Origin of the sequence: Streptomyces sp. YIM 121038 (genome assembly GCF_006088715.1) — a bacterium.
Taxonomy (GTDB): domain Bacteria; phylum Actinomycetota; class Actinomycetes; order Streptomycetales; family Streptomycetaceae; genus Streptomyces.
In genome coordinates this window covers 2,338,223-2,360,696 of sequence record NZ_CP030771.1, presented here as the reverse complement: position 1 = coordinate 2,360,696, position 22,474 = coordinate 2,338,223, and the positions used below count along the sequence as shown (strand labels likewise).

Below are 22,474 nucleotides of genomic sequence, written 5' to 3'. Positions count from 1 at the left end.
GTCCTTCCCCGCCGCCTCCTGGGTGTCCCGTGCGCATGGGGCTGCGCCCCTTTCCCCCTTGTTGGCGCTTCGCGCCTCGTCCTCAAGCGCCGGACGGGCTTTTCGCTGTGGCGTATGCCACAGGCTCTCGGGGCAACCGTGAGAGGTCCGCCACGCGCGGCGCCGCGGGACTCGCGTACGCTGACGGCCACTCGCTGTTCACAGCCGCCACAGCCGGACGACCTGATCCCGTCGGGTCCCACGGGATCCCGCTGGGCCGCATTTCGCGAGGTATCACTGGGAGGTACGCACATGTCCGGGACGACCACGGCCGCCGCTCCATCCGGCCGTCGGCCCCCCGGCGCGGGCGCCAACCGCTGGGTCGTGCTCGTCGTCCTCTGCGTCAGCCTGCTGCTCGTCGCCGTCGACGCCACCGTCCTGCACGTCGCCGTGCCCGCCGTCACCGAGGACCTCACGCCCGGCGCGATCGAGCTGCTGTGGATCGTGGACATCTATCCGCTGGTCTGCGCCTCGCTGCTCATCCTGTTCGGCACGCTCGGCGACCGCGTCGGGCGCAGACGCGTGCTGCTGCTCGGCTACGGCCTGTTCGGCGTGGCCTCGGCGGTCGCGGCCCTCGCGGACACCGCGCAGGTGCTCATCATCGCCCGCGCGCTGCTCGGCGTCGGCGGCGCCATGATCATGCCCGCGACGCTGTCGATCCTGCGCCAGGTCTTCCCCGACCGGCGCGAGCGGGCGCTGGCCATCGGCATCTGGAGCGCGGTGGCCGCCGTGGGCGCGGCCGTCGGGCCCCTGCTCGGCGGCTTCCTGCTCGAACACTTCTGGTGGGGCTCGGTCTTCCTCATCAACATCCCGCTGATGCTCGTCAGCCTGCCCGTCGGCCGCTGGCTGCTGCCGGAGTCCACCGGCGAGCGCGACGGACCGTGGGACGTCGTCGGCGCGCTGATGGCGGCGGGCGGCCTCTTCTGCCTCGTCCTCGGCGTCAAGCGGCTCGGCGGCGGCGAGTCGCCGCTCGGCTCGACGACGCTGCTCGCCCTCGCCGTCGGCGGCGGGCTGCTCGTCGCCTTCGTCCGCAGACAGCGGCGGCGCACGCATCCGCTCGTCGACCTGGCGATGTTCACGCGGCCCGCGTTCAGCACGTCCGTCGGCTGCATCGTGCTCGCGATGCTCGCCCTCGTCGGCCTGGAGCTGATCGCCGCCCAGTACCTGCAACTGGTGCTCGGCCTGTCCCCGCTGGAGACCGGCCTCCGGCTCCTCCCGCTCACCATCGCCGCCATGGCCGCGGGCCTCGCGGGCTCCCGGCTGCTCCAGCGCTTCGGACCGCGTCGCATGGTCGCCTGCGGCTTCGGCCTCACCGCGCTCGCCGTGGTCGCGCTGACCGGCATGGGCGGCGACGACAACGCCCCGCTGCTGCTCACCGGCTTCGTGCTGCTCGGCTTCGGCCTGGAGACCACGCTCTTCGGGGCGTACGAGTCCATGCTCAGCGAGGCCCCGCAGACCCAGGCCGGCGGTGCCGCGGCCATCGGCGAGACCTCCTACCAGCTGGGCGCGGGCATCGGCATCGCCCTGCTCGGCAGCGTCATGAACGCGGCGTACGCGCCCGGCCTCTCCTCCGTGCGGGGCGTCCCCGCGGCCGACAGCGCGGCGGCCGGGCACTCCCTCGGCGAGGCCTACGAGGTCGCCGACCGGCTCGGCGGGGGACAGGGCGAGGCCCTGCGGTCCGCCGCGCGGAACTCCTTCGTCCACGGCCTGCACGTGACCCTCCTGGTCAGCGCGGGACTGCTGCTGCTCGGCGCGCTCGCGGCCCTGCGGCTGCCGCGCCGCATGGACTGTGGTGCCCCCACCGCTCCGGGCATACCCACCCCGCGCGACACCCCGGCCGTCCCCGCCGACTCGGTCCGCTGACCGCTGTCCCCACCGGGAGTCCCCGAGCCCGTCCCTTCCCGACTCCCGGGGGCTCCGCCCCCAGGCCCCCGCTCCTCAATCGCCGGAGGGGCTGGCCGCGGGCCACCCTGGACGCGTAGCGTCTGGCTACCAGTGCTAGTTAAGTCCCGCTGGAGGCCACCATGCCGTTCCCGCCCTTCGACCCCGCCGACCCGCTCGGCGTCGACGACCTCCTCGCACCGGAGGACCTAGCCGTCCGCGACACCGTCCGGTCCTGGGCGGCCGACCGCGTGCTCCCGCACATCGCCGAGTGGTACGAGACCGGCGAACTGCCCCAGGTGCGGGAACTCGCCCGCGAGCTCGGCTCGATCGGGGCGCTCGGCATGTCGCTCACGGGCTACGGCTGCGCGGGTGCCAGCGCCGTGCAGTACGGGCTCGCCTGTCTGGAGCTGGAGGCGGCCGACTCCGGCATCCGCTCGCTCGTCTCGGTGCAGGGCTCGCTCGCCATGTACGCGATCTGGAGGTTCGGCTCCGAGGAGCAGAAGCAGCGCTGGCTGCCGGGCATGGCCGCGGGCGAGGTCATCGGCTGCTTCGGGCTCACCGAGCCCGACCACGGCTCCGACCCGGGCTCCATGCGCACGTACGCGAAGAAGGACGGCACCGACTGGGTGCTCACCGGGCGCAAGATGTGGATCACCAACGGCTCGGTCGCGGGCGTGGCCGTGGTGTGGGCGCAGACGGACGACGGGATCCGCGGCTTCGCGGTGCCCACCGACGCCCCGGGCTTCTCCGCCCCCGAGATCAAGCACAAGTGGTCGCTGCGCGCCAGCGTCACCAGTGAGCTGGTCCTGGACGAGGTGCGGCTGCCCGCCGACGCGGTGCTGCCCGGCGTCACCGGGCTCAAGGGCCCGCTGAGCTGTCTCACGCACGCGCGCTACGGCATCACCTGGGGCGCGATGGGCGCGGCCCGCGCCAGCTTCGAGGCCGCCGTGGAGTACGCCAGGACCCGGGAGCAGTTCGGCAGGCCCATCGGCGGCTTCCAGCTCACCCAGGCCAAGCTCGCCGACATGGCGGTCGAACTGCACAAGGGGATCCTGCTCGCGCACCACCTCGGGCGGCGCATGGACGCCGGGACCCTCCGGCCCGAGCAGGTCAGCTTCGGCAAGCTCAACAACGTACGGGAGGCGATCGAGATCTGCCGCACCGCGCGCACGATCCTCGGCGCCAACGGGATCTCCCTGGAGTACCCCGTGATGCGGCACGCGACGAACCTCGAGTCGGTGCTCACCTACGAGGGCACCGTCGAGATGCACCAGCTGGTGCTGGGCAAGGCGCTCACCGGAATCGACGCCTTCCGGTGAGGCCCCGCCTCAGCTCTGGTTGAAGAAGCCGTCGGCGCGGCGGCCGGGGCCCTCGCCGTTGACGATCTCGGTGTGGGCCGGGGTCAGCAGGAAGACGCGGTGCGCCACCCGGTCGATGGACCCGCGCAGACCGAAGATGAGCCCGGCGGCGAAGTCCACCACGCGCTTGGCGTCGGCGGGCTCCATCGCCGTGAGGTTCACGATGACCGGAACCCCGTCACGGAAGAGCTCGCCGATGCCCCGGGCGTCGCGGAAGCTGTCCGGCGTGACGGTGCCGATCCTGGCGCCCTTCTCCTCGGCCGCGTCCGACGCCACCTTCACGCGCGGGTCCGTGACCCAGGCGTCGGACTCGGGGCCATCGGCCCCGTCGTCTTCGTAGCCGTCGTAGTAACGCTCGTCGTTGTTGTCGTCGACGAGGCCAAGCCAGGCACTCGCCTTGCGCACCGATCCCATGGACGCCTCCTCTCGCTGCGGTCTGCTCGTGTTCCGCCCCCCTATCGTCGTCCATGATGCGGATGGTGCGCCAAGGGGATAGACGCCGCACGGGGGTTTCGTGACGGTACTGGTGCACAGTCAACGGGCCGACACGCGTGGTTCTTCAAGGGGATTGCCGTTCCCGGCTGCTGACTGTGAGTGAAATATGATTTCTCTCGGCGTCCGGGTGACGAGCGGTGCGTCCGGGTGAACGGGCCGGTCGCTACGATGCCCGCGGGGGGTCCGTGGCGCGGCGCCGAGCTGCCGTTGACGGACCGTCAGTAGTCGTTCGACCACGCACGGGACCGCCGGTGGGCCACGCATGTGACGCGTCGGCGCACGGGGGAGCACACGGGGGTAATCGTCTTGTTCGGAATAGTCAGGCCCTGTGCCCATCGCCTCGGTGACGGGCTCAAGAACCAGTGGATGGCGCATCTGTGCGGGCTCTGCCTCGCGCTGCGCGGTGACCACGGACAGTTCGCACGCGTCGTGACCAACTACGACGGGCTCATCATCTCGGTCCTGACGGAGGCTCAGGCCGAGCACACCACCGGTCGGCGGCGCACCGCGGGCCCCTGCCCGCTGCGCGGCATGCGCACCGCGTCGGTCGCCCGCGGCGAGGGCGCGCGGCTCGCCGCCGCCGTGTCGCTGGTGCTCGCCTCCGCGAAGGTGCGCGACCACGTCGTCGACGGTGACGGCCTGTTGGCCCGCAGGCCGGTGGCCGCCGCGGCGCGCCGGGTCGCCGGGCGCTGGGACCGGGCGGGCGCGCGCACCGGCGCCGACGTGGGCTTCGACACGGCCGTCCTCGTCGACGCCGTGGAGCGGCAGGAGGGCATCGAGGCCCTGGCGGGCCCCGGCACGTCCCTGCTCACCGTCACCGAGCCCACCGAGACGGCCACCGCGGCCGCCTTCGCGCACACCGCCGTCCTCGCGGGCCGCCCCGGCAACGCGGAGCCGCTCGCCGAGGCGGGGCGGCTCTTCGGCCGGCTCGCGCATCTGCTCGACGCCGTGGAGGACCGGCAGGCCGACGCCGCCGCGGGCGCCTGGAACCCGATCACGGCCACCGGCGCCACCGCCGCCGAGGCGCGCCGCCTCGCCGACGACGCGCTGCACGGCATCCGGCTCGCCCTCGCCGAGGTGGAGTTCACCGACGCCAAGCTCGCGCACTTCCTGCTCGTGCACGAGCTGGGCCGGTCGGTGGACCGGGCGTTCGGGACGGCGTCCTGTGGCCACACCGTGACGGCGTACGACGGTTCCGGTCCGTACGGCGGCGGGAGCGGTCAGGGGCCCTACGGCGGCTCCGGCGCGTACGGCGGCGGGCCGTACGGCGGCGGGTCGCCCTACGGCGACGCGGCCGGGGGCGGACACGGCGGCGCGGCCGGCGGGGGCGGGCACGGCGGCGGGGGCTTCGGCCCCTGGTCGGGGGAGCCGAAGAAGCCGCGCGGGTTCTGGGCGGGCTGCCTCGTCGCGATCGGCCTGTGCTGCACGTGCCAGCTGTGCTGCGCCCGCGAGTACGAGGGGCCGTGGTCCCGGAAGAAGCGCAAGGGCGCCTGCCGGGACTGCGACTGCCCGTGCGAGTGCTGCGAGTGCTGCGCGTGCGACTGCTAGCCGCGGCCCGGCCCCGCCGGGGTGACGCCGGGTCAGTCCTTGATCTCCCGCGGTGAGATCCGGGACGCGTCGATCGCCGACGCCCGCGTGCCCCACTTCTTCAGGATGCGGTCGTACGTCCCGTCCGCGATGAGCTGATTGACCGCCGCCTGGAACGCGGGCGCCAGCTTCGTGCCCTTCTTGAACGCGAAGCCCACGTCCAGGCGGTGGAACTCGCCGAGGAACTTCAGGCCCGGCTGCTGCTTCACCGCGTACCGCAGGCCGTTGATCGTCGACATCACCACGTCGCTGCGGCCCTGCTGCAGGGAGCCCCAGATCGCGCCCTGCTCGGTGTACGTCTTGACGCTGTACGGCTTCTCGCCCGCGTCGGCGCACACGTGCTTGTTGTCCTCCAGGGTCACCTCGAACGTGGTGCCCGCGCCGGTGGCCACGTTCAGACCGCACAGCTGACGGAAGTCCGTGACCTTCTTGAGCTTGCTGTCGTCGCGGACGGCGAAGCCCTGGCCGTCGTTGATGTAGGTGACGAAGTCGATCGTCCTGCGCCGCTCCTCGGTCACGCCGAAGTTGCCGGTGCCCAGGTCGTACTTGCCGCTGCCGAGCGCCGGCAGGATCGCCTCGAAGCTCGCGGTCTCCCGTTTCAGGCGCAGCCCGAGGGCCTTGGCGACGGCATCGGCGAAGTCGATGTCCTGGCCGACCACCGTCTTGCCGTCCTCCAGATAGGCCGAGCCCGGTGGGGTGCCGCCGACGCTGCTGCCGATTCTCAGGGTGCCGCGCTCGCGCACGTCGGCGGGCAGGAGCGCCGCGGCCTTCTCGTTCTTCGTCACCGACGACACCACGTCCGTCGTCGGGAGCTTGCCGCTCCTGCCCCCGGGCGCCGCGCCCGCCGAGGCGTCGGACGAGCCGCCGGAGCCGCACGCGGTCAGCGCGAGCGCGGCGGTCGTGATCAGGGCGAAGGCGGACAGGGACGTGCGGGACGTGCGCATGGCGTGACGTTCTCCGGTGTCGGGGCACGAGGGCGGCGGAAGGAGGGGCGGGCGAGGGGAGGGGCGTGGCCGCGTCCACGGACGCGTGTGAAGACGGGGGCAACCGCGCGCGGACGCGCGGGAGTTACGGCAGGGCGGACGTACGGGACGGCGTCCGTACGGGGGTACGGGCGCGCCGCGCACGGACGTGCGGGAACGCGGGAAGGGGAAGTGCGGGAGTACCGGAGAACGGTGAGACGACCGGTCCGAAGAGTGGGACGCGGTGGGCGAAGGGCCCGGTGGCGCGGCGGGGCGGTCGGCTCAGAGGAGCATCAACAAGACGCCGACCACACGCGACCGAAGTCGATGTGGGAGCGCGTGACCAGCCACTGCTGCGGATGCATGAGCACAAGTGGAACAGGCATCCGGAAAGGCGTCAACTGCGTTGAGACGTACGGCTCATATTCTGGACAGACGCGTGAGACGGCGCGGCGGGCGGCCTTGACAGCGGGCGCGACGTGCCACGTAGTCTCAGGAGACGGACGCGTGCTGAGGGGCTCGCGCCGTGCGGGCCCCCGGCCCACCGTGGCCCGCGTGTCGCACGCGGCGCATGTGAAGGCATCACTCGCACCATCGGAGCCTTCGCATGTCATCCGACGCCCTCACCAAGGTGGCCGTCCACCGGCCCGACCCTCCCGGACAGCATCCGGCCGAACCCCGCATCGTGCCCCGGCGCCACCTCGGCCAGTGGGCGGCCGCGGCCGTCGTCGTCGCGGCGCTCGCGCTCGCCCTGAACTCCGTCGTGCGCAACGAAGCCTTCCAGTGGGGGGTCGTCGGCGACTACTTCACCACCGCGGCCGTGCTGCGCGGACTGTGGCTCACGCTGTGGCTGACCGCCGTCGTGATGGTCCTCGGCTTCGCCCTCGGCACCCTGCTCGCCCTCGGCCGGCTCTCCAGCAACCCCGTTCTGCGGGCGGTCAGCTGGGGCTACGTCTGGTTCTTCCGGTCGATGCCGATCCTGGTGCAGCTCCTCTTCTGGTTCAACATCGGCGCGCTGTACCCGACGCTGCTCGGCATCAAGACCGTCGACCTGCTCGGGCCCGTCACCATCGCCGTCATCGGGCTCACCCTGCACGAGGCCGCGTACGCCGCCGAGGTCGTGCGCGGCGGCATCCTCTCCGTCGACCGGGGACAGACCGAGGCCGCGCAGTCGCTCGGGCTCGGTCGCGCGCGCCGCTTCCGGAGAATCGTTCTTCCGCAGGCCATGCGCTCCATCGTCCCCCCGGCGGGCAACATGCTGATCGGCACGCTCAAGGGCACCTCGATCGTCAGCGTCATCGCCGTACAGGACCTGCTGTACTCCGTGCAGCTCGTGTACCACCGCACCTACCAGGTCATCCCGCTCCTGCTCGTCGCCACGCTCTGGTACGTCGCCGTCACCTCCGTGCTCAGCGTCGGGCAGTACTACGTGGAGCGGCACTACGCGCGCGGCTCGGAGCTCGCCCGATGAGCACCGCGACGGCCTCGTCGACGGTGGCGGGGACGCCCACCCTCGTGATCGTCGGCGCGGGCCCGCGCGCCACCGGCCTCATCGAGCGCATCGCCGCCAACGCGCCGTCCCTGTACGCCGGGGCGCGCCTGGACATCCACCTCGTCGACCCCTACCCACCGGGGCCGGGGCGCATCTGGCGGGAGCGGCAGTCGCCGCTCCTGTGGATGAACTCGCACGCACAGGACGTCACCCTCTTCACCGACGACACCGTGGACCTCGCGGGACCCGTCCGGCCGGGCCCCGCGCTGCACGAGTGGGCGGGCGTCGACGGACAGACCTTCGCCGGGCGCCGCACCCAGGGCGCCTATCTGCGCTGGGTGTACGAGACCTCCGTGGCCGCGCTGCCGCCGGGCATCACCGTGCACCACCACGCCCGGCGCGCCCTGCGTCTGACCGGGCCCCGCGCGGGCCGCCAGCGGGTGTGGCTCGAAGGCCGCCCGCGCCCGCTGCTCGGCGACCTCGTGATCCTCGCCCAGGGCCACCTCGACGCCGACCCCGACGCCGAGCAGCTCCGCCTGGCGCGGCACGCCCGGGAGCACGGGCTCGTGCACCTGCCGCCCGACTTCACCGCCGACAGCGACCTCGGCGCCCTCGAAGCGGGCCAGAAGGTGCTGGTCCGCGGCTTCGGCCTGGCCTTCGTCGACCTCATGGTGCTGCTCACCGAGGGGCGCGGCGGGCGCTACGACGGCGACACGTATGTGCCCTCGGGCCGCGAGCCGGTCCTGTACGTCGGCTCGCGGCGCGGCGTGCCCTACCACTCCAAGCTCGGCTACACCTGGGACGACGGCGAACGGCCGCCGCTGCCCCGCTACCTGGGGCCCGCGCAGATCGACGAGCTGCTCGCCAGACCCGGCGGCTTCGACTTCGGGCGCGACGTGTGGCCGCTGGTCGAGAAGGAGCTGGGCTTCGCCCACTACCACCGCCTGTTCGGCGCGCACCCCGAGCGCACGGCCACCGCCTGGCACGACTTCGACGAGAAGTACGCCGCCTGCCCGCCCGGCAGCCCCGAGCTGCACGCGCTCGTCTCCGCCGCCGTGCCCGACCCCGCCGACCGGCTCGACCTCACCGCCCTCGACCATCCGCTGGACGGCGTCCGCCACTCCTCGTACGCGGGGCTCCAGGAGGGCCTGCGCGCCTACGTCACCGCCGACCTCACCCGCCGTCACGACCCCGCGCACAGCCCCGACCTGGCCGTCTTCCTCGGCCTGCTCTCCGTCTACGGGCAGCTCACCCGGCTCGGCGACATCGGGCCCTGGTGGCACGGCTACTTCAGCTACCTCGCCTCGGGGCCGCCCGGACCGCGTCTGCGCCAGCTGCTCGCCCTGTCCCGCGCGGGGATCGTGCGGTTCCTCGGCGCGGACCTGCGCATCGAGGCGCGCGAGGGGGTGTTCCGGGCGACGAGCGCCACCGTGCCCGGACAGCACGTGGACGCCCGCGCCCTGGTCGAGGCGCGCCTTCCGCAGCCCACGCTCGCCCGCACCCGCGACCCGCTGCTGCGCGCCCTGCACGCCGAGGGGGTGGCCGAGACGCCCGACGGGCTCCTCGCCGTCGACCCCGCCGACGGCCGTGTCCGGGACCGCGCGGGCAGCCCGCACCCGCGCCGCTTCGCCCTCGGCCCGCACACCGACGCGCGCGGCGCGGGCGCCTTCACGCGGCCGCGCACCAACAGCCCTTCCTTCCGGCAGAACGACGCCACCGCGCGCGCCGTCCTCACCTTCCTGCACGAGGCCGGGCGGTGACCGCCGCCCGAGAGAGGTGTACTCCGATGTCCGCAAGCCCACCCCCAGGCCGGGGCCCGCTGCATCTCGCGGCCGCCGTCGACCTGCCCGGCGCACACGACGCCGCGCCCTTCGTCGAACTCGCCCGGCTCGCCGAGCACGGCGCCCTCGACTTCGTGACCCTCGGCGACGGCTTCGCCCGCCGCGGGCTCGACGCGCTCGCCGTGCTCTCCCGCGTCGCGCCGGCCACCGGCCGCGTCGGCCTGGTGCCCACCGTGACCACCACGCACACCGAGCCCTTCCACGTGCAGGCGGCCGTGGCCACGCTCGACTGGGTCAGCCACGGCCGGGCCGGGTGGGCCGTCGAGGTGTCCGCGACCGAGGCCGAGGCCAGGCTGTTCGGGCGGCGCCGGGCGGCCCCGCGCGACGCGCTGTGGCGCGAGGCGGGCGAGGTCGCCGACGTCGCCCGGCGGCTGTGGGACAGCTGGGAGGACGACGCCGAGATCCGGGACGCGGCCACCGGCCGCTTCGTCGACCGGGACAAGCTGCACCACGTCGACTTCGAGGGCGCCGCCTTCTCCGTGCGCGGGCCCTCCATCGTCCCCCGGCCGCCGCAGGGCCACCCCGTGGTCGTCGTCGACGCCACCGCCGAGCACACCCGGGACGTGGCCGTCCGGCACGCGGACGTCGCCCTGGTCCGGGCCGCGAGCCCGGCCCAGGCCGGGGCCGCGCGCGCCGAGCTGCGCGGCCGCGCGGCCGCGCTCGGGCGGGACCCGGAGGCGCTGCGGGTGCTCGCCGCGCTCGTCGTCGACCTCGGCGGCGGCGAGCACGCCGCGCAGCCGGGGCACGGCGGTGGCCCGCACCCCACCGCCGACGGACCGCTCTACCGGGGCGGGCCCGTCGACCTGGCCGACCTCATCGCCGCCTGGCACGCGGCGGGCGCCGCCGACGGCTTCCACCTCACGCCCGTGGAGCCGCGGCGCGACCTGGAGCGCCTGGTCAACGGCACGGTCTCGCTGCTCCAGCACCGCGGCCTGTTCCGCACCTTCTACCCGGGCGCCACGCTCCGGGACCACCTGGGCCTCGCCCGGCCCGCCAACCGCTACGCGGCGCACGCGAGGGAGGCGTCATGACGTCCGGCACCCACGGATCCGCTCCGCAAGGGCCCCGTACGCCAGGGCCTCCCGCGCAGGGGTCTCGTACGCCAGGGCCTCCCGCGCAGGGGTCTCGTACGCCAGGGCCTCCCGCGCGGGGGTCCCGTACGGCCGGATCCCCCGCGCGCAAGCAGATCCACCTCGCCGCCCACTTCCCCGGCGTGAACAACACCACCGTGTGGGCCGACCCCCGGTCGCGCTCGCAGATCGAGTTCTCGTCGTTCGAGCACCTGGCCCGGACCGCCGAGCGCGGGCTCTTCGACTTCTTCTTCCTCGCCGAGGGCCTCCGGCTGCGCGAACACAAGGGCCGCATCCACGACCTGGACGTCGTCGGCAGGCCCGAGTCCCTCACCGTCCTGAGCGCCCTCGCGGCCGTCACCGACCGTCTCGGCCTGGCCGCCACCGTCAACGCGACCTTCAACGAGCCCTACGAACTGGCCCGCAGGCTCGCCTCGCTCGACCACCTCAGCGGCGGCCGCGCCGCCTGGAACGTCGTCACCTCCTCCGACGCCTTCACCGGCGAGAACTTCCGGCGCGGCGGCTTCCTCGACCGCGCCGACCGCTACACCCGCGCGGCCGAGTTCGTCGCCACGGCCCGGGAGCTGTGGGACTCCTGGACGCCCGGGGCGGACGGCGCCCCGGGCGGGCCGCGCCCCTTCGCGCACAGCGGGCGGCACTTCGCCATCTCCGGGGAGTTCGGCGTGGACCGGCCGCCGCAGGGGCACCCCGTCGTGATCCAGGCCGGGGACTCGCCCGAGGGCCGGGAGTTCGCCGCGTCGGCCGCCGATGTGATCTTCACCCGGCACGGCACCCTGGAGGCGGGCCGCGCGTTCTACGCGGACGTCAAGGGCCGCCTCGCCCGGTACGGCCGCGGGCCCGAGGACCTCAAGATCATGCCCGGTGTCACCTTCGTCCTCGGCGACACCGCGGCCGAGGCGCAGGAGCGGGCCACCGAGATCCGCCGCCAACAGGTCTCGCCGCAGAACGCCCTCCTGGCCGCGGAGCAGGTGTGGGGCGTCGACCTGTCGGCGTACGACCCGGACGGGCCGCTGCCCGACATCGACCCGGACCCGGAGTCGACGCTCGTCCAGGGCCGGGTGCGGGTCGGCGACGTGCTGGCCGTCGCCGAGAAGTGGCGGGCGCTGTCCCGCGCCAAGGGCCTGTCCCTGCACCAGACCGTCATCGAGACGACCGCGCGGCAGTCGTTCATCGGCACGCCCGCCGCCGTCGCCGAACAGCTCGACGAGTTCGTACGGACCGACGCCGCCGACGGCTTCATCCTCGTCCCGCACCTGACGCCGGGCGGGCTCGACGAGTTCGTCGAACGGGTGGTGCCGCTGTTGCAGGAGCGCGGCGCGTTCCGCACGGAATACGAGGGCGCGACGCTGCGCTCACACCTCGGGCTGTCCGAGCCCGCACGGAAGGGTTGATGCACCATGAGTACGACAAGCACCACCGAGGACGCGCTCCGGGACTGGAAGCAGTGGCACGCACAGCGCGTCGAGACGGTGTCCGCGCCCTACGGCCCGCTGTCCCTCACCGGCACGCACTGGCTCGCCGACCACCCGGACGGCGCCCTGCCCGGCCTCCCGGGCCGCTGGGCCGAGGACGGCGACGAGGTCGTCCTGACCACGGGCCCCGAGGACGGCCTCACCCTCGACGGACGGCCCTTCCCCGGCACGGCCCGGCTCACCGCGGACCCCGGCCCGGTCACGGCCGCGCGCCTCGCGCTCGGTGAGCGGCGCCTGGTCGTGCTGCGCCGCGAAGGGCTGTGGGCGGTGCGCGACTTCGACCCCGGCGCACCGGCGCGCCGCGCCTTCACGGGCATCGAGGCCACCTCGTACGACCCGCGGTTCGCGGTGGAGGGCCGCTTCACCCCGTACGGGGAGGACCGCACCGTGCGGGTGTCCAACGCGGACGGCGTGGAGCGCGGGCTCGGGCTCGGCGGCGAACTCGCCTTCCGCCTCGCCGGGCAGGACCACACGCTCCAGGTGAGCGTCGAGGCCGACGGTTCGCTGTGGGCCGTCTTCGCGGACGCCACCAGCGGGGGCTCCAGCTACCGCTTCCGCTTCCTGCGGCCCGCCGCGCCCGGCGCCGACGGCCGCGTCACGGTCGACCTCAACCGCGTGCTGCTGCCGCCGTGCGCGTTCGCCGACCACTTCATCTGCCCGTTCCCGCCGCCCGGCAACACGCTGCCCGTCGAGATCGCCGCGGGGGAGCGGAACGTGGCGCTTCGCTGACCTGTCGCCGGGGCCGGGACGCTTCGACTCGCCGTCGGGTGTCCGCGGCCCCGGCGCGGCCGGTCGCGCCCGCCCGGCGGAGTCGCTGGGAGAAGCAGCCCCGAGCCCCTTCGGGGCGCGCTCGTCGGCATCGGGCCGCGGTGGCTGGAAACGGCACCTTGTGCGGTGCGTCACCCCGCCGAATACTCCCGTGCAGCGCTTGTCAGGGGCACGGCGTAGCCGGAATCCGTCGTGTCCGATGGCTGCGCCTCACGGGCCCCGCCCCCACGGGCCCCCTGACTTCCCTCGGGAGGAACCAGCAGTGAGGATCAAGCGCACCACCCCCCGCGGCACCCCGACGAGACACCTCCGCACCGCCGCCCTCGCGACCGGCCTGGTGGCCGCGGCGGCGCTCGCCGTGCCCGCCGCCAGCGCCGACGAGGCCCGTACGTACAGCGCGTCCGACCTCACGGCCGCCAGTGACGCCGTCCTCGAAGCGGACGTGGCGGGCACCGCATGGGGCGTCGACGCGAAGACCGGACAGGTCGTCGTGACCGCCGACAGCACGGTGTCCGCGGCCGAGATCGCCCGGGTGAAGAGCGCGGCGGGCGACAAGGCGGGCGCCCTCAGGATCGAGCGCACGCCGGGCACCTTCCAGAAGTACATCTCCGGCGGCGACGCGACCTACGCCGACAGCTGGCGCTGCTCGCTCGGCTTCAACGTGCGCAACGGCAGCACCTACTACTTCCTCACCGCCGGGCACTGCACCGACGGCGCGGGCACGTGGTGGGCCAACTCCGCGAAGACGACGGTGCTCGGCACCACCTCGGGCTCCAGCTTCCCCGGCAACGACTACGGCATCGTCAAGTACACCAATGACTCGGTCACCAAGTCCGGCACGGTCGGCAGCCAGGACATCACCCGCGCCGCCGACCCGACGGTCGGCCAGAGCGTGACGCGGCGCGGCTCGACCACCGGCACGCACAGCGGCCGCGTCACCGCCCTCAACCAGACCGTGAACTACGGCGGCGGTGACGTCGTCAGCGGCCTGATCAAGACCACCGTGTGCGCCGAGCCCGGCGACAGCGGCGGCCCCCTGTACGCGGGCTCCACCGCGCTCGGCCTGACCTCCGGCGGCAGCGGCAACTGCTCCTCCGGCGGTACGACCTTCTTCCAGCCGGTCACCGAGGCGCTGCGCGCGTACAACGTCAGCGTGTTCTGACGCCGCGCTCCGAGCCGCTCCCGGCGAGCCCCCGCCCAACTCCCGGGCGGGGGCTCGCCCTTGGCATGACGCGGGGCTCGCCCTGGGATGGGTGGCGCGTTACCTTCGTACTGCATGCCCTATTCGCCCCATGAGACCCCGGGGGCCGTCGTGGTCGAGGAACTGGTGGCGGCCGGAGCGGCCGTCGCGTCCGCCGGACTGCTGTACCTGCTGTCCGCGGCGCGTGTCGTCAAGCAGTACGAACGCGGTGTCGTGTTCCGCCTCGGGCGGCTCCAACAGACGGTGCGCGGCCCCGGCTTCACGACGGTCGTGCCGATCGTGGACCGGATGCGCCGGGTCAACCTCCAGATCGTGACGATGCCCGTGCCCGCGCAGGAGGGCATCACCCGGGACAACGTCACCGTCCGGGTCGACGCCGTCGTCTACTTCAAGGTCGTCGACGCCGCCAACGCGATCGTGCAGGTCGAGGACTACCGCTTCGCCGTCTCCCAGACGGCGCAGACGTCGCTGCGCTCGATCATCGGCAAGAGCGACCTGGACGACCTGCTCTCCAACCGCGAGAAGCTCAACCAGGGCCTGGAGCTGATGATCGACAGCCCCGCCATCGGCTGGGGCGTGCAGATCGACCGCGTCGAGATCAAGGACGTCTCCCTGCCCGAGACCATGAAGCGCTCCATGGCCCGCCAGGCCGAGGCCGACCGCGAACGCCGCGCCCGCGTCATCAACGCCGACGCCGAACTCCAGGCCTCCAAGAAACTCGCCGAAGCCGCCAAGGAGATGTCAGAGCAGCCCGCCGCCCTCCAGCTGCGCCTGCTCCAGACCGTCGTCGCCGTCGCCGCCGAGAAGAACTCCACCCTCGTCCTGCCCTTCCCCGTCGAACTCCTGCGCTTCCTGGAACGGGCGCAGACGGGGGCCGGGCCGTCGGGTCCCGCGCCCGCCGCCGCCCCCGCGCCCGCCGCCGCCCCGCCGGAAAGCGGAGTGGAATCTTCAACCACCGGTCCCGCCGTGCCGTCCGACGCCACCGGACTGACGGAATCCGGACAGGACTAGTCCTCACCCGCTGCCCACCGCCCGCTCGCACCCGGTGTTTGCAACGGGGACCGGCGAGGGGACGACTAGGCGTGACCACGCTGGGTCAACGGGCCGCGGGAGCAGGCGCGTTACCGGGCGGGCGTCCTGAAGTCGACCTTGTGTGCTGCCTGTGAGGCTGGGAATAGTGGGCCGCGTCCTATTGGCATGGACGCGGCTTCACCAGGGCCGTGCCGCCATGCGCTCACGCTTTCCGGCCGCCGAGGTCCCCACATCGGAGCGGGCGGACCCCCCACAGGAGGACATGAGTTGAAGCACCGACGCATACCCAAGCGGCGCGTCGCCGTGGCAGGCGCGGGCGCCGTCGCCCTGATCGGCGCGGCAGTCACCTTCCAGACTGCGAACGCGAGCGACGACACCCCCACCCCCACACCGGACACGCTGTCGGTGGCACAGGCCGGAAAGCTCGCCTCGTCGCTCGACAGGGAGCTGGGCGCCGACGCCGCGGGCACGTACTACGACGCCGGGGCCAAGCAGCTCGTCGTGAACGTCCTGGACAAGGACGCGGTGAAGACCGCCGAGTCGGCGGGCGCCAAGGCCAGAGTCGTGGAGAACTCCCTGGCCGCGCTGAAGAGCGCCCGCTCCACGCTCAGCGACAAGGCGTCGATACCCGGCACGTCCTGGGCCACCGACCCGGCCACCAACAAGGTCGTGGTGACGGCGGACCGCACCGTGCGCGGCGCCGCGCTCCAGAAGCTGGACGCGGTCGTGAAGCAGCTCGGCGGCAAGGCCGAACTCCAGCGCTCCAAGGGGGAGTTCAAGCCCCTCATCGCGGGCGGTGACGCGATCTACGGCGGCAGCAGCCGCTGTTCCCTCGGCTTCAACGTGGTCAAGGACGGCGCCCCGCACTTCCTGACGGCGGGGCACTGCACGGAGGCCGTCTCCAGCTGGTCCGAGAAGCAGGGCGGCCCGGCCATCGGCGAGAACGTGGGCTCCAGCTTCCCCGACAACGACTACGGCATCGTCAAGTACAGCGGCGACACCGCCCACCCGAGCGAGGTCAACCTCTACGGCGGCGGCACCCAGAAGATCACGAAGGCGGGCGCGGCGACCGTCGGCCAGCAGGTGCGGCGCAGCGGCTCCACCACGCAGGTGCACGACGGCAAGGTCACGGGCCTGGACGCCACCGTGAACTACGGCAACGGCGACGTCGTCAACGGCCTCATCCAGACCGACGTCTGCGCCGAGCCCGGCGACAGCGGCGGCGCCCTCTTCGCGGGCGACACCGCGCTCGGTCTGACCTCCGGCGGCAGCGGTGACTGCTCCGCCGGCGGCGAGACGTTCTTCCAGCCGGTGCCGGAGGCCCTCGAGGCCTTTGGCGCGAAAATCGGCTGACGCCTGGTTCGGCGGCCCGAAGGCCCCGGGAACCTTTCGGTTTCCGGGGTCTTCCGGTTTTTCCGACCGGACTTAAGAAAGCGGGTTGAAGAAATCCGCTGCCCTGAATTCCCAAGGGGTTACGCGCGTAGACTGATGTGTGATGCGCAGGTGGATCCGGCGCATGGCCTTGTGAAGCAAGGTTGAGACGTCCATGTGCCTTCCATGGTGGGGGTGTGTGGCGCAGATCTCAATGCGGGCGAGATGCCCGTTTGGTCCCTGTATTGGGCCCTGGAATGTTGCGCCCCTGTAAATCCCCGCAGCATTTCGGAAATGTCTTCTGTGGAGGATTTGCAAGGGCGCCGTATTGCTGGCTCTAATGATGCGCACCCCGACGCGGGACACCTCCGCGTCCGCACGTCATCAGGAGTTGGGCAGCATGGCCGACGCGCCACGAACCGAGCCCCGCGGCCCGCTCGCGGCGGCCGTCGGCGCCTTCCGCAGGGACCGCGTCGGCCTCGCCGCGCTCGGCGTGGTGGCGTTCTTCGTGCTGCTCGCGCTCGCCGCGCCGCTCGTCGCCGCGCTCTACGGCAAGAACCCCACCGAGCACTACGGCCAGAACGAGACGGGCCTCCTCAGCCCGGAGGGCCTGCCGGTGCTGCCCAACGGCGGCATGTCCGGCGAGTTCTGGTTCGGCCTGGAGCCGGGCCTCGGCCGGGACGTGTTCACCCAGCTCCTGTACGGCATCCGCACCTCGCTGCTCGTCGCGGGCGCCGCCATCGCCGTCATCGCGGTCCTCGGGGTCGTCCTCGGCGTGACCGTCGGCTATCTGAGCGGCCTCGCCGACCGGGTCTTCACCTTCGTCTGCAACGTGCTGCTCGCCTTCCCGACGCTGCTGCTCTTCCTCGCGCTGAGCCCCATCGTGCAGACCCGCTTCGTCGACCCCGGCGAGAACGAGCCCGCCTGGATGCAGTTCACCGTCCTGGTGCTCGTCTTCGCCGCCTTCGGCTGGGTGCCCCTGGCGATGGTCCTCAGGACGACCGTGCGCTCCCTGCGCGAGCGCGAGTTCATCGAGGCCGCACGGGCCGTGGGCGCCTCGCGCCGCCACATCGTGCTGCGCGAGCTCCTGCCGAACGTGTGGGCGCCCGTCCTCGTGCACATCACGGTCGCCCTGCCGGGCATCGTCACCGCCGAGGCCGCCCTGTCCTTCCTCGGCGTGGGCATCAGCGAGCCCATCCCCGACTGGGGCCGCATGATCGCCCGCGGCTCCGAGGTCTTCTACGACGACCCGACCTACATGATCTTCCCCGGCGTGACGATCCTGCTCTTCGTCCTCGCCTTCAATCTGCTCGGCGACTCCGTACGGGACGCGCTCGACCCCCGTACCGGCCGCTGAGACCCGGCGCGTCCCGCGCGCCACCCCCACCCGCACCATCCGCAATGGAGTTCACCATGCCCAGGATCACGTCGCGCACCGTGGCCGTCCCCGTCGTCGCCGCCGCTTCCGCCATGCTCGTGCTGTGCTCCTGCTCGGCCGGGGCGGGGTCCAAGAGCGATGCGGCCGCGCCCCGCAAGGAGGACGACCTGGTCGCCGGGGTGGGCAGCGCCAAGGACAGCACGGGCCCGGCGCCCGCCGTCGAGGGCGCGCGCAAGGGCGGCACCATCCGTGTCGCCAACCTGCGCGACTACTCCCACCTCGACCCGCAGAAGATCTACGCGGGCGAGGCGTACAACACCTCGCTCCTGTGGGGCCGCCAGCTCACCCAGTACCAGGTGATCGACGGCAAGCCCAAGCTCGTCGGCGACCTCGCCACCGACATCGGCAAGTCCTCCGACGGCGGCCGCACCTGGACGTACACGCTCAAGGACGGCATCGCCTGGGAGGACGGCAAGCCGATCACCTCCCAGCACGTCAAGTACGGCATCGAGCGCACCTTCGCGCCCGGCTTCGAGATCGGCCCGCCCTACTGGCCGCAGTGGCTCACCGGCAAGCCCGACCTCGCCCAGGCCCGCAAGGTCTACGGCGGCCCCAAGAAGGACGGCGACTTCAAGGGCATCGAGACGCCCGACGCCAAGACGATCGTCTTCCGCTTCGCCGAGCCGCAGTCCGACGTGCCGTTCATGGCCGCCCAGTCCTCCTCGTCGCCGGTCCGCCCCGACAAGGACACCGGCACGCGCTACGACCTCAAGCCGTTCGCGACCGGCCCCTACCGGATCGTCTCCCACCGGCAGAACCAGTCGCTGACCCTGGAGAAGAACCCGCACTGGAAGGCGGCGACCGACCCGATCCGCCACCAGTACGCCGACAAGTTCGAGTTCACCTTCGAGAAGAAGGAGCTCAACACCGCCCAGGAGATCCTCAACGGGCGCGGCGACGGTGCGGACACCGTCACCACCAAGAACGAGTTCCCGCCCGAGCTCATCGGCGAGGCCGAGCGCGACCAGGACAAGAAGGACCTGATCGTCGACGGCCGCCGCGGCGCGTTCACCTACCACCTGGTCGTCCGCAACGACCGCGTCGCCGACCTCGAGGTGCGCAAGGCCATCCACTACCTGCTGCCGCGCCAGCAGGCCCGCCAGGCCCTCGGCGGCCCGCGCGTCGGCGACATCGCCACCACGTACTCCTCGCCCGCCATCGTCGGCTGGGAGAGCTACGACACCTACCCGGTCAAGCCCACGGGCGACATCGAGAAGGCCAAGCAGCACCTGGCCAAGGCCAAGAAGAAGGTCAAGCGCCTCTCGTACGCCTACGAGTCGAACGCCGTCAACGACCGCATGGCGCAGGTCCTCGTCGACGCCTTCGCCAAGGCGGGCATCGAGCTGGTCACCAAGCCGCTGCCGCTGCCCGCGTTCACCAACGAGGTCCTGCGCGGCACCGACCCGAAGTACGACCTGTGGCTGTCCGGCTCCTCCGTGGACTGGCCGACCCCGGCCACCGGCGTGCCCTACCGCTTCGACAGCCGCCGCGACTCCCTGGACAACGACCCGCGGTACAAGAACCCGGCCGTCGACAAGGAGCTCGACCGCATCGCGAAGATCACCGACGCGACGAAGAAGGCCAAGGCGCTCATCGCCCTGGAGAAGAACACGATCATGAAGGACATGCCGATCGTGCCGTTCCTGCACCAGCGCACCCAGCAGGTCCGCGGCGCCAACGTCGGCGGCGCCTTCATCCACCCGATCTACGGCACCATCAGCCCCGCCTGGCTGTACCTGAAGAAGTCCTGACCCATGCTCGCCTACGTCCTCCGACGGGCGCTGACCGCGGTCGTGGTGCTCCTCGCGATCTCCGCGACCGCCTTCGCGCTCTTCTACGCGGCGCCGTCCGACCCGGCCGTCATCGCCTGCGGCCCCAAGTGCGACGCCTCCCAGGTCGCGGCGGTGCGCGAGTCCATGGGCCTGGACCAGCCGGTCCTCGCGCAGTACGCCGACTACGTGCGCGGCCTGTTCGCGGGCCGCACCATCGCGGACGTCGACGGCACCCCGATCGCCTGCGACGCCCCCTGCCTCGGCTACTCCTACGCCCTGCACGAGCCCGTCCGCGCGGCCATCACCAGCCGCTTCCCGGTCACACTCTCGCTCGCGGCGGGCGCGCTCGCCGTCATCCTCGTCGTCGGCGTCGGCGCGGGCTTCGTGTCCGCGCTGCGCCGGGGCCGGCTCTCCGACCGGCTCCTGTCCGCCTTCACCCTGGTCGGCGCCAGCGTGCAGATCTACTTCCTCGGCTACGCGCTGCAGTACCTGCTCGTCTACCAGACCGGCTGGTTCGCGCTGCCCGGCTACACCTCGCCCGGCGAGGACCCCGGCGCCTGGCTCGCGGGCCTGCTGCTGCCCTGGCTCGTGCTCGGCTTCGTCAACGCGGCCGTCTTCGCCCGGCTCTCCCGCGCCCAGATGCTGGAGGTCATGCACGAGGGGTACGTGCGCACCGCGCGCGGCAAGGGCCTCAGCCCGCTGCGCGCCCATCTCAAGTACACCGCGCGCGGGGCCGCGGCACCCCTGGTGCAGCTCCTCGGCCTGGAGGTGGGCGCGCTGCTCGGCGGCGCGTTCATCACCGAGACCGTCTTCGGGCTCAGCGGCGTCGGCAAGCTCGCCGTGGACGCGGTCGTCCAGAACGACCTGCCGACCGTCGTGGGCACCGTGCTGCTCGCCGCGTTCTTCGTCGTGGTGTTCGTCGCCGTCGCCGACCTCGTGGTCGCGTGGCTCGATCCGAGGGTGAGGCTCGCATGACCGCCCCTGCTCCTGCTCCGACGACTGCTCCCGCGCTGCGCGTCCGCGATCTGAGCGTGACGTTCACCGGGCCGCGCGGCGCCGTCACCGCCGCCGAGGGCGTCACCTTCGACCTGGCGCGCGGCGAGGTGCTCGGCCTGGTGGGGGAGTCCGGCTCGGGCAAGTCCACCGTGGGCCTGGCCGCGATGGGCCTGCACGACCCGGCGCGGACCCGGATCACCGGCAGCGTCGTGGCGGGCGGCACGGAGGTCGTCGGCGCGTCCGACGCCGAACTGCGCGCGCTGCGCGGCTCGAAGGTGGCGATGGTGTTCCAGGACGCGCTCGCCGCCCTGTCCCCCTTCCACGCGGTGGGCACCCAGCTCGCCGAGGCCTACCGGATCCACCACCGGAGCGCGTCGCGCGCGGAGGCCCGGGACCGGGCCGTCGACATGCTGGAGCGGGTGGGCATCGCCGCCGCCCGCTCCCGGGACTACCCGCACCAGTTCTCCGGCGGCATGCGCCAGCGCGTGATGATCGCGATGGCGCTGATCAACAGCCCGGACGTGCTGATCGCGGACGAGCCCACGACGGCGCTCGACGCCCGGGTCCAGCGCCAGGTCCTCGACCTGCTCGACGAGCTGCGGCACGAGCACGGCACCGCCGTCGTCCTGGTCACCCACGACGTGGGCGTCGTCGCGCACGCCACCGACCGCGTCCTCGTGATGCGCCACAGCCAGCAGCTGGAACTGGGGCCGACCGAGCGCGTGCTCACCGCCCCCGAACACCCCTACACCCGCGCCCTGATCGGCGCGGCCCCCACGCTCACCACCGTCCCCGGCACCCGCCTCCCGACGGTCGAGGAGCCGGATCCCAAGCCGCGCACGGCGGCCCGGGCGCTGGTGGCGCCCCCCGAGCGGCCCCTCGCCGAAGTCACCGCCCTGCGCGTGGAGTTCGGCGGCGGCCGCACCCTGCTCGGGCGGCGCCGCGAGCCCGCCCGCGCGGTGCGCGGCATCAGCCTCCAGGTGCGCGAGGGCGAGACCCTCGGCCTGGTCGGCGAGTCCGGCTCGGGCAAGTCCACCACGGCCCGGGTGCTCGCCGGACTCCAGCGCCCCACCTCGGGCGAGGTCCGCTTCAACGGCCGCGACATCTCCGGCGCCGCCGGGTCCGCCGCGCTGCGCCGCGAGCTCAGCCGCGAGGTGCAGCTCGTCTTCCAGGACCCGTACGCCTCGCTGAACCCGCGGCGCACCGTGCAGGAGATCGTCACCACGCCGCTGCGGGTGCACACCCGGGCGGACGCGGCCGAGCGCCGCGAGCGCGCCGCGGAACTCCTCGAACAGGTCGGCCTGTCCGCCGACCACCTGGACCGCTACCCGCACGAGTTCTCCGGCGGCCAGCGCCAGCGCATCGGCATCGCCCGCGCGCTCGCGCTGCGCCCCCGGCTGATCATCGCGGACGAGCCGGTCTCCGCGCTCGACGTGTCCGTGCAGGCACAGGTCCTGAACCTGCTGATGGACCTGCGCGACGAGCTGGGCCTCTCGCTCCTGTTCGTCTCGCACGACCTGGCCGTCGTCCGGCACTTCTGCGACCGGGTCGCGGTCATGCGGCACGGGGAGGTCGTCGAGACCGGCACCCGTGACGAGGTCTTCGACGCGCCGGGCGCCGCGTACACCCGCGAACTGCTCGCCGCCGTGGTCTGAGCGGCCCGACGCGTCCGGGT

17 protein-coding genes are annotated in these 22,474 nt (G+C 73.0%); 15 read left to right on the top strand and 2 right to left on the bottom strand.

Going from position 1 to position 22,474, the window contains the following annotated elements; all coding sequences use genetic code 11:
* Positions 1-291 precede the first annotated feature (291 nt).
* Positions 292-1,902: an MFS transporter gene (locus C9F11_RS09580; RefSeq protein ID WP_138958858.1), complete on the top strand. Its 1,611-nt coding sequence runs from the start codon at positions 292-294 to the stop codon at positions 1,900-1,902.
* A 161-nt stretch (positions 1,903-2,063) separates the two neighbouring features.
* A complete protein-coding gene (locus C9F11_RS09575; protein ID WP_138958857.1) occupies positions 2,064-3,242 on the top strand; it encodes an acyl-CoA dehydrogenase family protein in 1,179 nt (392 codons plus the stop codon).
* 9 nt (positions 3,243-3,251) lie between these two features.
* Here C9F11_RS09575 and C9F11_RS09570 read toward each other — a convergent pair whose 3' ends face one another.
* The gene (locus C9F11_RS09570; RefSeq protein ID WP_138958856.1) at positions 3,252-3,695 is read right to left on the bottom strand and encodes a cell division protein SepF; all 444 of its coding nucleotides are present in this window, start codon (positions 3,693-3,695) and stop codon (positions 3,252-3,254) included.
* A gap of 387 nt (positions 3,696-4,082) precedes the next feature.
* Between C9F11_RS09570 and C9F11_RS09565 the strand changes: the two genes are divergently transcribed.
* Positions 4,083-5,324 carry a DUF5685 family protein gene (locus tag C9F11_RS09565; RefSeq protein WP_171075683.1) on the top strand — a complete coding sequence of 414 codons (1,242 nt, stop codon included), beginning with the start codon at positions 4,083-4,085 and terminating at the stop codon, positions 5,322-5,324.
* Between the two features lie 32 nt (positions 5,325-5,356).
* Here the strand turns inward: C9F11_RS09565 and C9F11_RS09560 are convergent, their stop codons facing one another.
* A complete protein-coding gene (locus C9F11_RS09560) occupies positions 5,357-6,307 on the bottom strand; it encodes an ABC transporter substrate-binding protein (protein ID WP_138958854.1) in 951 nt (316 codons plus the stop codon).
* A gap of 625 nt (positions 6,308-6,932) precedes the next feature.
* On the opposite strand from C9F11_RS09560, the gene C9F11_RS09555 reads away from it, so the two are divergent.
* The 12 genes from C9F11_RS09555 (at position 6,933) to C9F11_RS09500 (ending at position 22,454) form a co-directional block, all read left to right on the top strand.
* Positions 6,933-7,796, top strand: a complete 864-nt coding sequence (locus tag C9F11_RS09555) for an amino acid ABC transporter permease (protein WP_138958853.1) — start codon at positions 6,933-6,935, stop codon at positions 7,794-7,796.
* The gene (locus C9F11_RS09550; protein ID WP_138958852.1) at positions 7,793-9,577 is read left to right on the top strand and encodes an FAD/NAD(P)-binding protein; all 1,785 of its coding nucleotides are present in this window, start codon (positions 7,793-7,795) and stop codon (positions 9,575-9,577) included. Before C9F11_RS09555 ends, C9F11_RS09550 begins: the two co-directional genes overlap by 4 nt.
* Positions 9,578-9,603: 26 nt before the next feature.
* The gene (locus C9F11_RS09545) at positions 9,604-10,689 is read left to right on the top strand and encodes an LLM class flavin-dependent oxidoreductase (RefSeq protein WP_138958851.1); all 1,086 of its coding nucleotides are present in this window, start codon (positions 9,604-9,606) and stop codon (positions 10,687-10,689) included.
* Positions 10,686-12,140 carry an NtaA/DmoA family FMN-dependent monooxygenase gene (locus C9F11_RS09540; RefSeq protein WP_249401658.1) on the top strand — a complete coding sequence of 485 codons (1,455 nt, stop codon included), beginning with the start codon at positions 10,686-10,688 and terminating at the stop codon, positions 12,138-12,140. The genes C9F11_RS09545 and C9F11_RS09540 overlap by 4 nt, the downstream gene beginning before the upstream one ends.
* Before the next feature lie 6 nt (positions 12,141-12,146).
* Complete coding sequence (locus C9F11_RS09535) at positions 12,147-12,950, top strand: DUF1684 domain-containing protein (RefSeq protein ID WP_138958850.1); 804 nt, start codon at positions 12,147-12,149, stop codon at positions 12,948-12,950.
* 301 nt (positions 12,951-13,251) lie between these two features.
* Positions 13,252-14,151, top strand: a complete 900-nt coding sequence (locus C9F11_RS09530; protein ID WP_138958849.1) for a S1 family peptidase — start codon at positions 13,252-13,254, stop codon at positions 14,149-14,151.
* 114 nt (positions 14,152-14,265) lie between these two features.
* Positions 14,266-15,201 (top strand): slipin family protein, encoded by a 936-nt coding sequence (locus C9F11_RS09525; RefSeq protein WP_138958848.1) that lies wholly within the window; start codon positions 14,266-14,268, stop codon positions 15,199-15,201.
* A gap of 288 nt (positions 15,202-15,489) precedes the next feature.
* Complete coding sequence (locus C9F11_RS09520) at positions 15,490-16,575, top strand: S1 family peptidase (protein WP_138958847.1); 1,086 nt, start codon at positions 15,490-15,492, stop codon at positions 16,573-16,575.
* 418 nt (positions 16,576-16,993) lie between these two features.
* Positions 16,994-17,950 (top strand): ABC transporter permease, encoded by a 957-nt coding sequence (locus tag C9F11_RS09515; RefSeq protein WP_249401657.1) that lies wholly within the window; start codon positions 16,994-16,996, stop codon positions 17,948-17,950.
* A 56-nt stretch (positions 17,951-18,006) separates the two neighbouring features.
* Entirely contained in the window at positions 18,007-19,782 is a 1,776-nt protein-coding gene (locus C9F11_RS09510; RefSeq protein WP_138958845.1) for an ABC transporter substrate-binding protein, read from the top strand.
* Positions 19,783-19,785: 3 nt separating this feature from the next.
* Positions 19,786-20,778, top strand: a complete 993-nt coding sequence (locus C9F11_RS09505) for an ABC transporter permease (RefSeq protein ID WP_138958844.1) — start codon at positions 19,786-19,788, stop codon at positions 20,776-20,778.
* Positions 20,775-22,454, top strand: coding sequence for an ABC transporter ATP-binding protein (locus tag C9F11_RS09500; protein WP_138958843.1), 1,680 nt, complete (start codon positions 20,775-20,777; stop codon positions 22,452-22,454). Before C9F11_RS09505 ends, C9F11_RS09500 begins: the two co-directional genes overlap by 4 nt.
* The last annotated feature ends 20 nt before the right edge of the window (positions 22,455-22,474 follow it).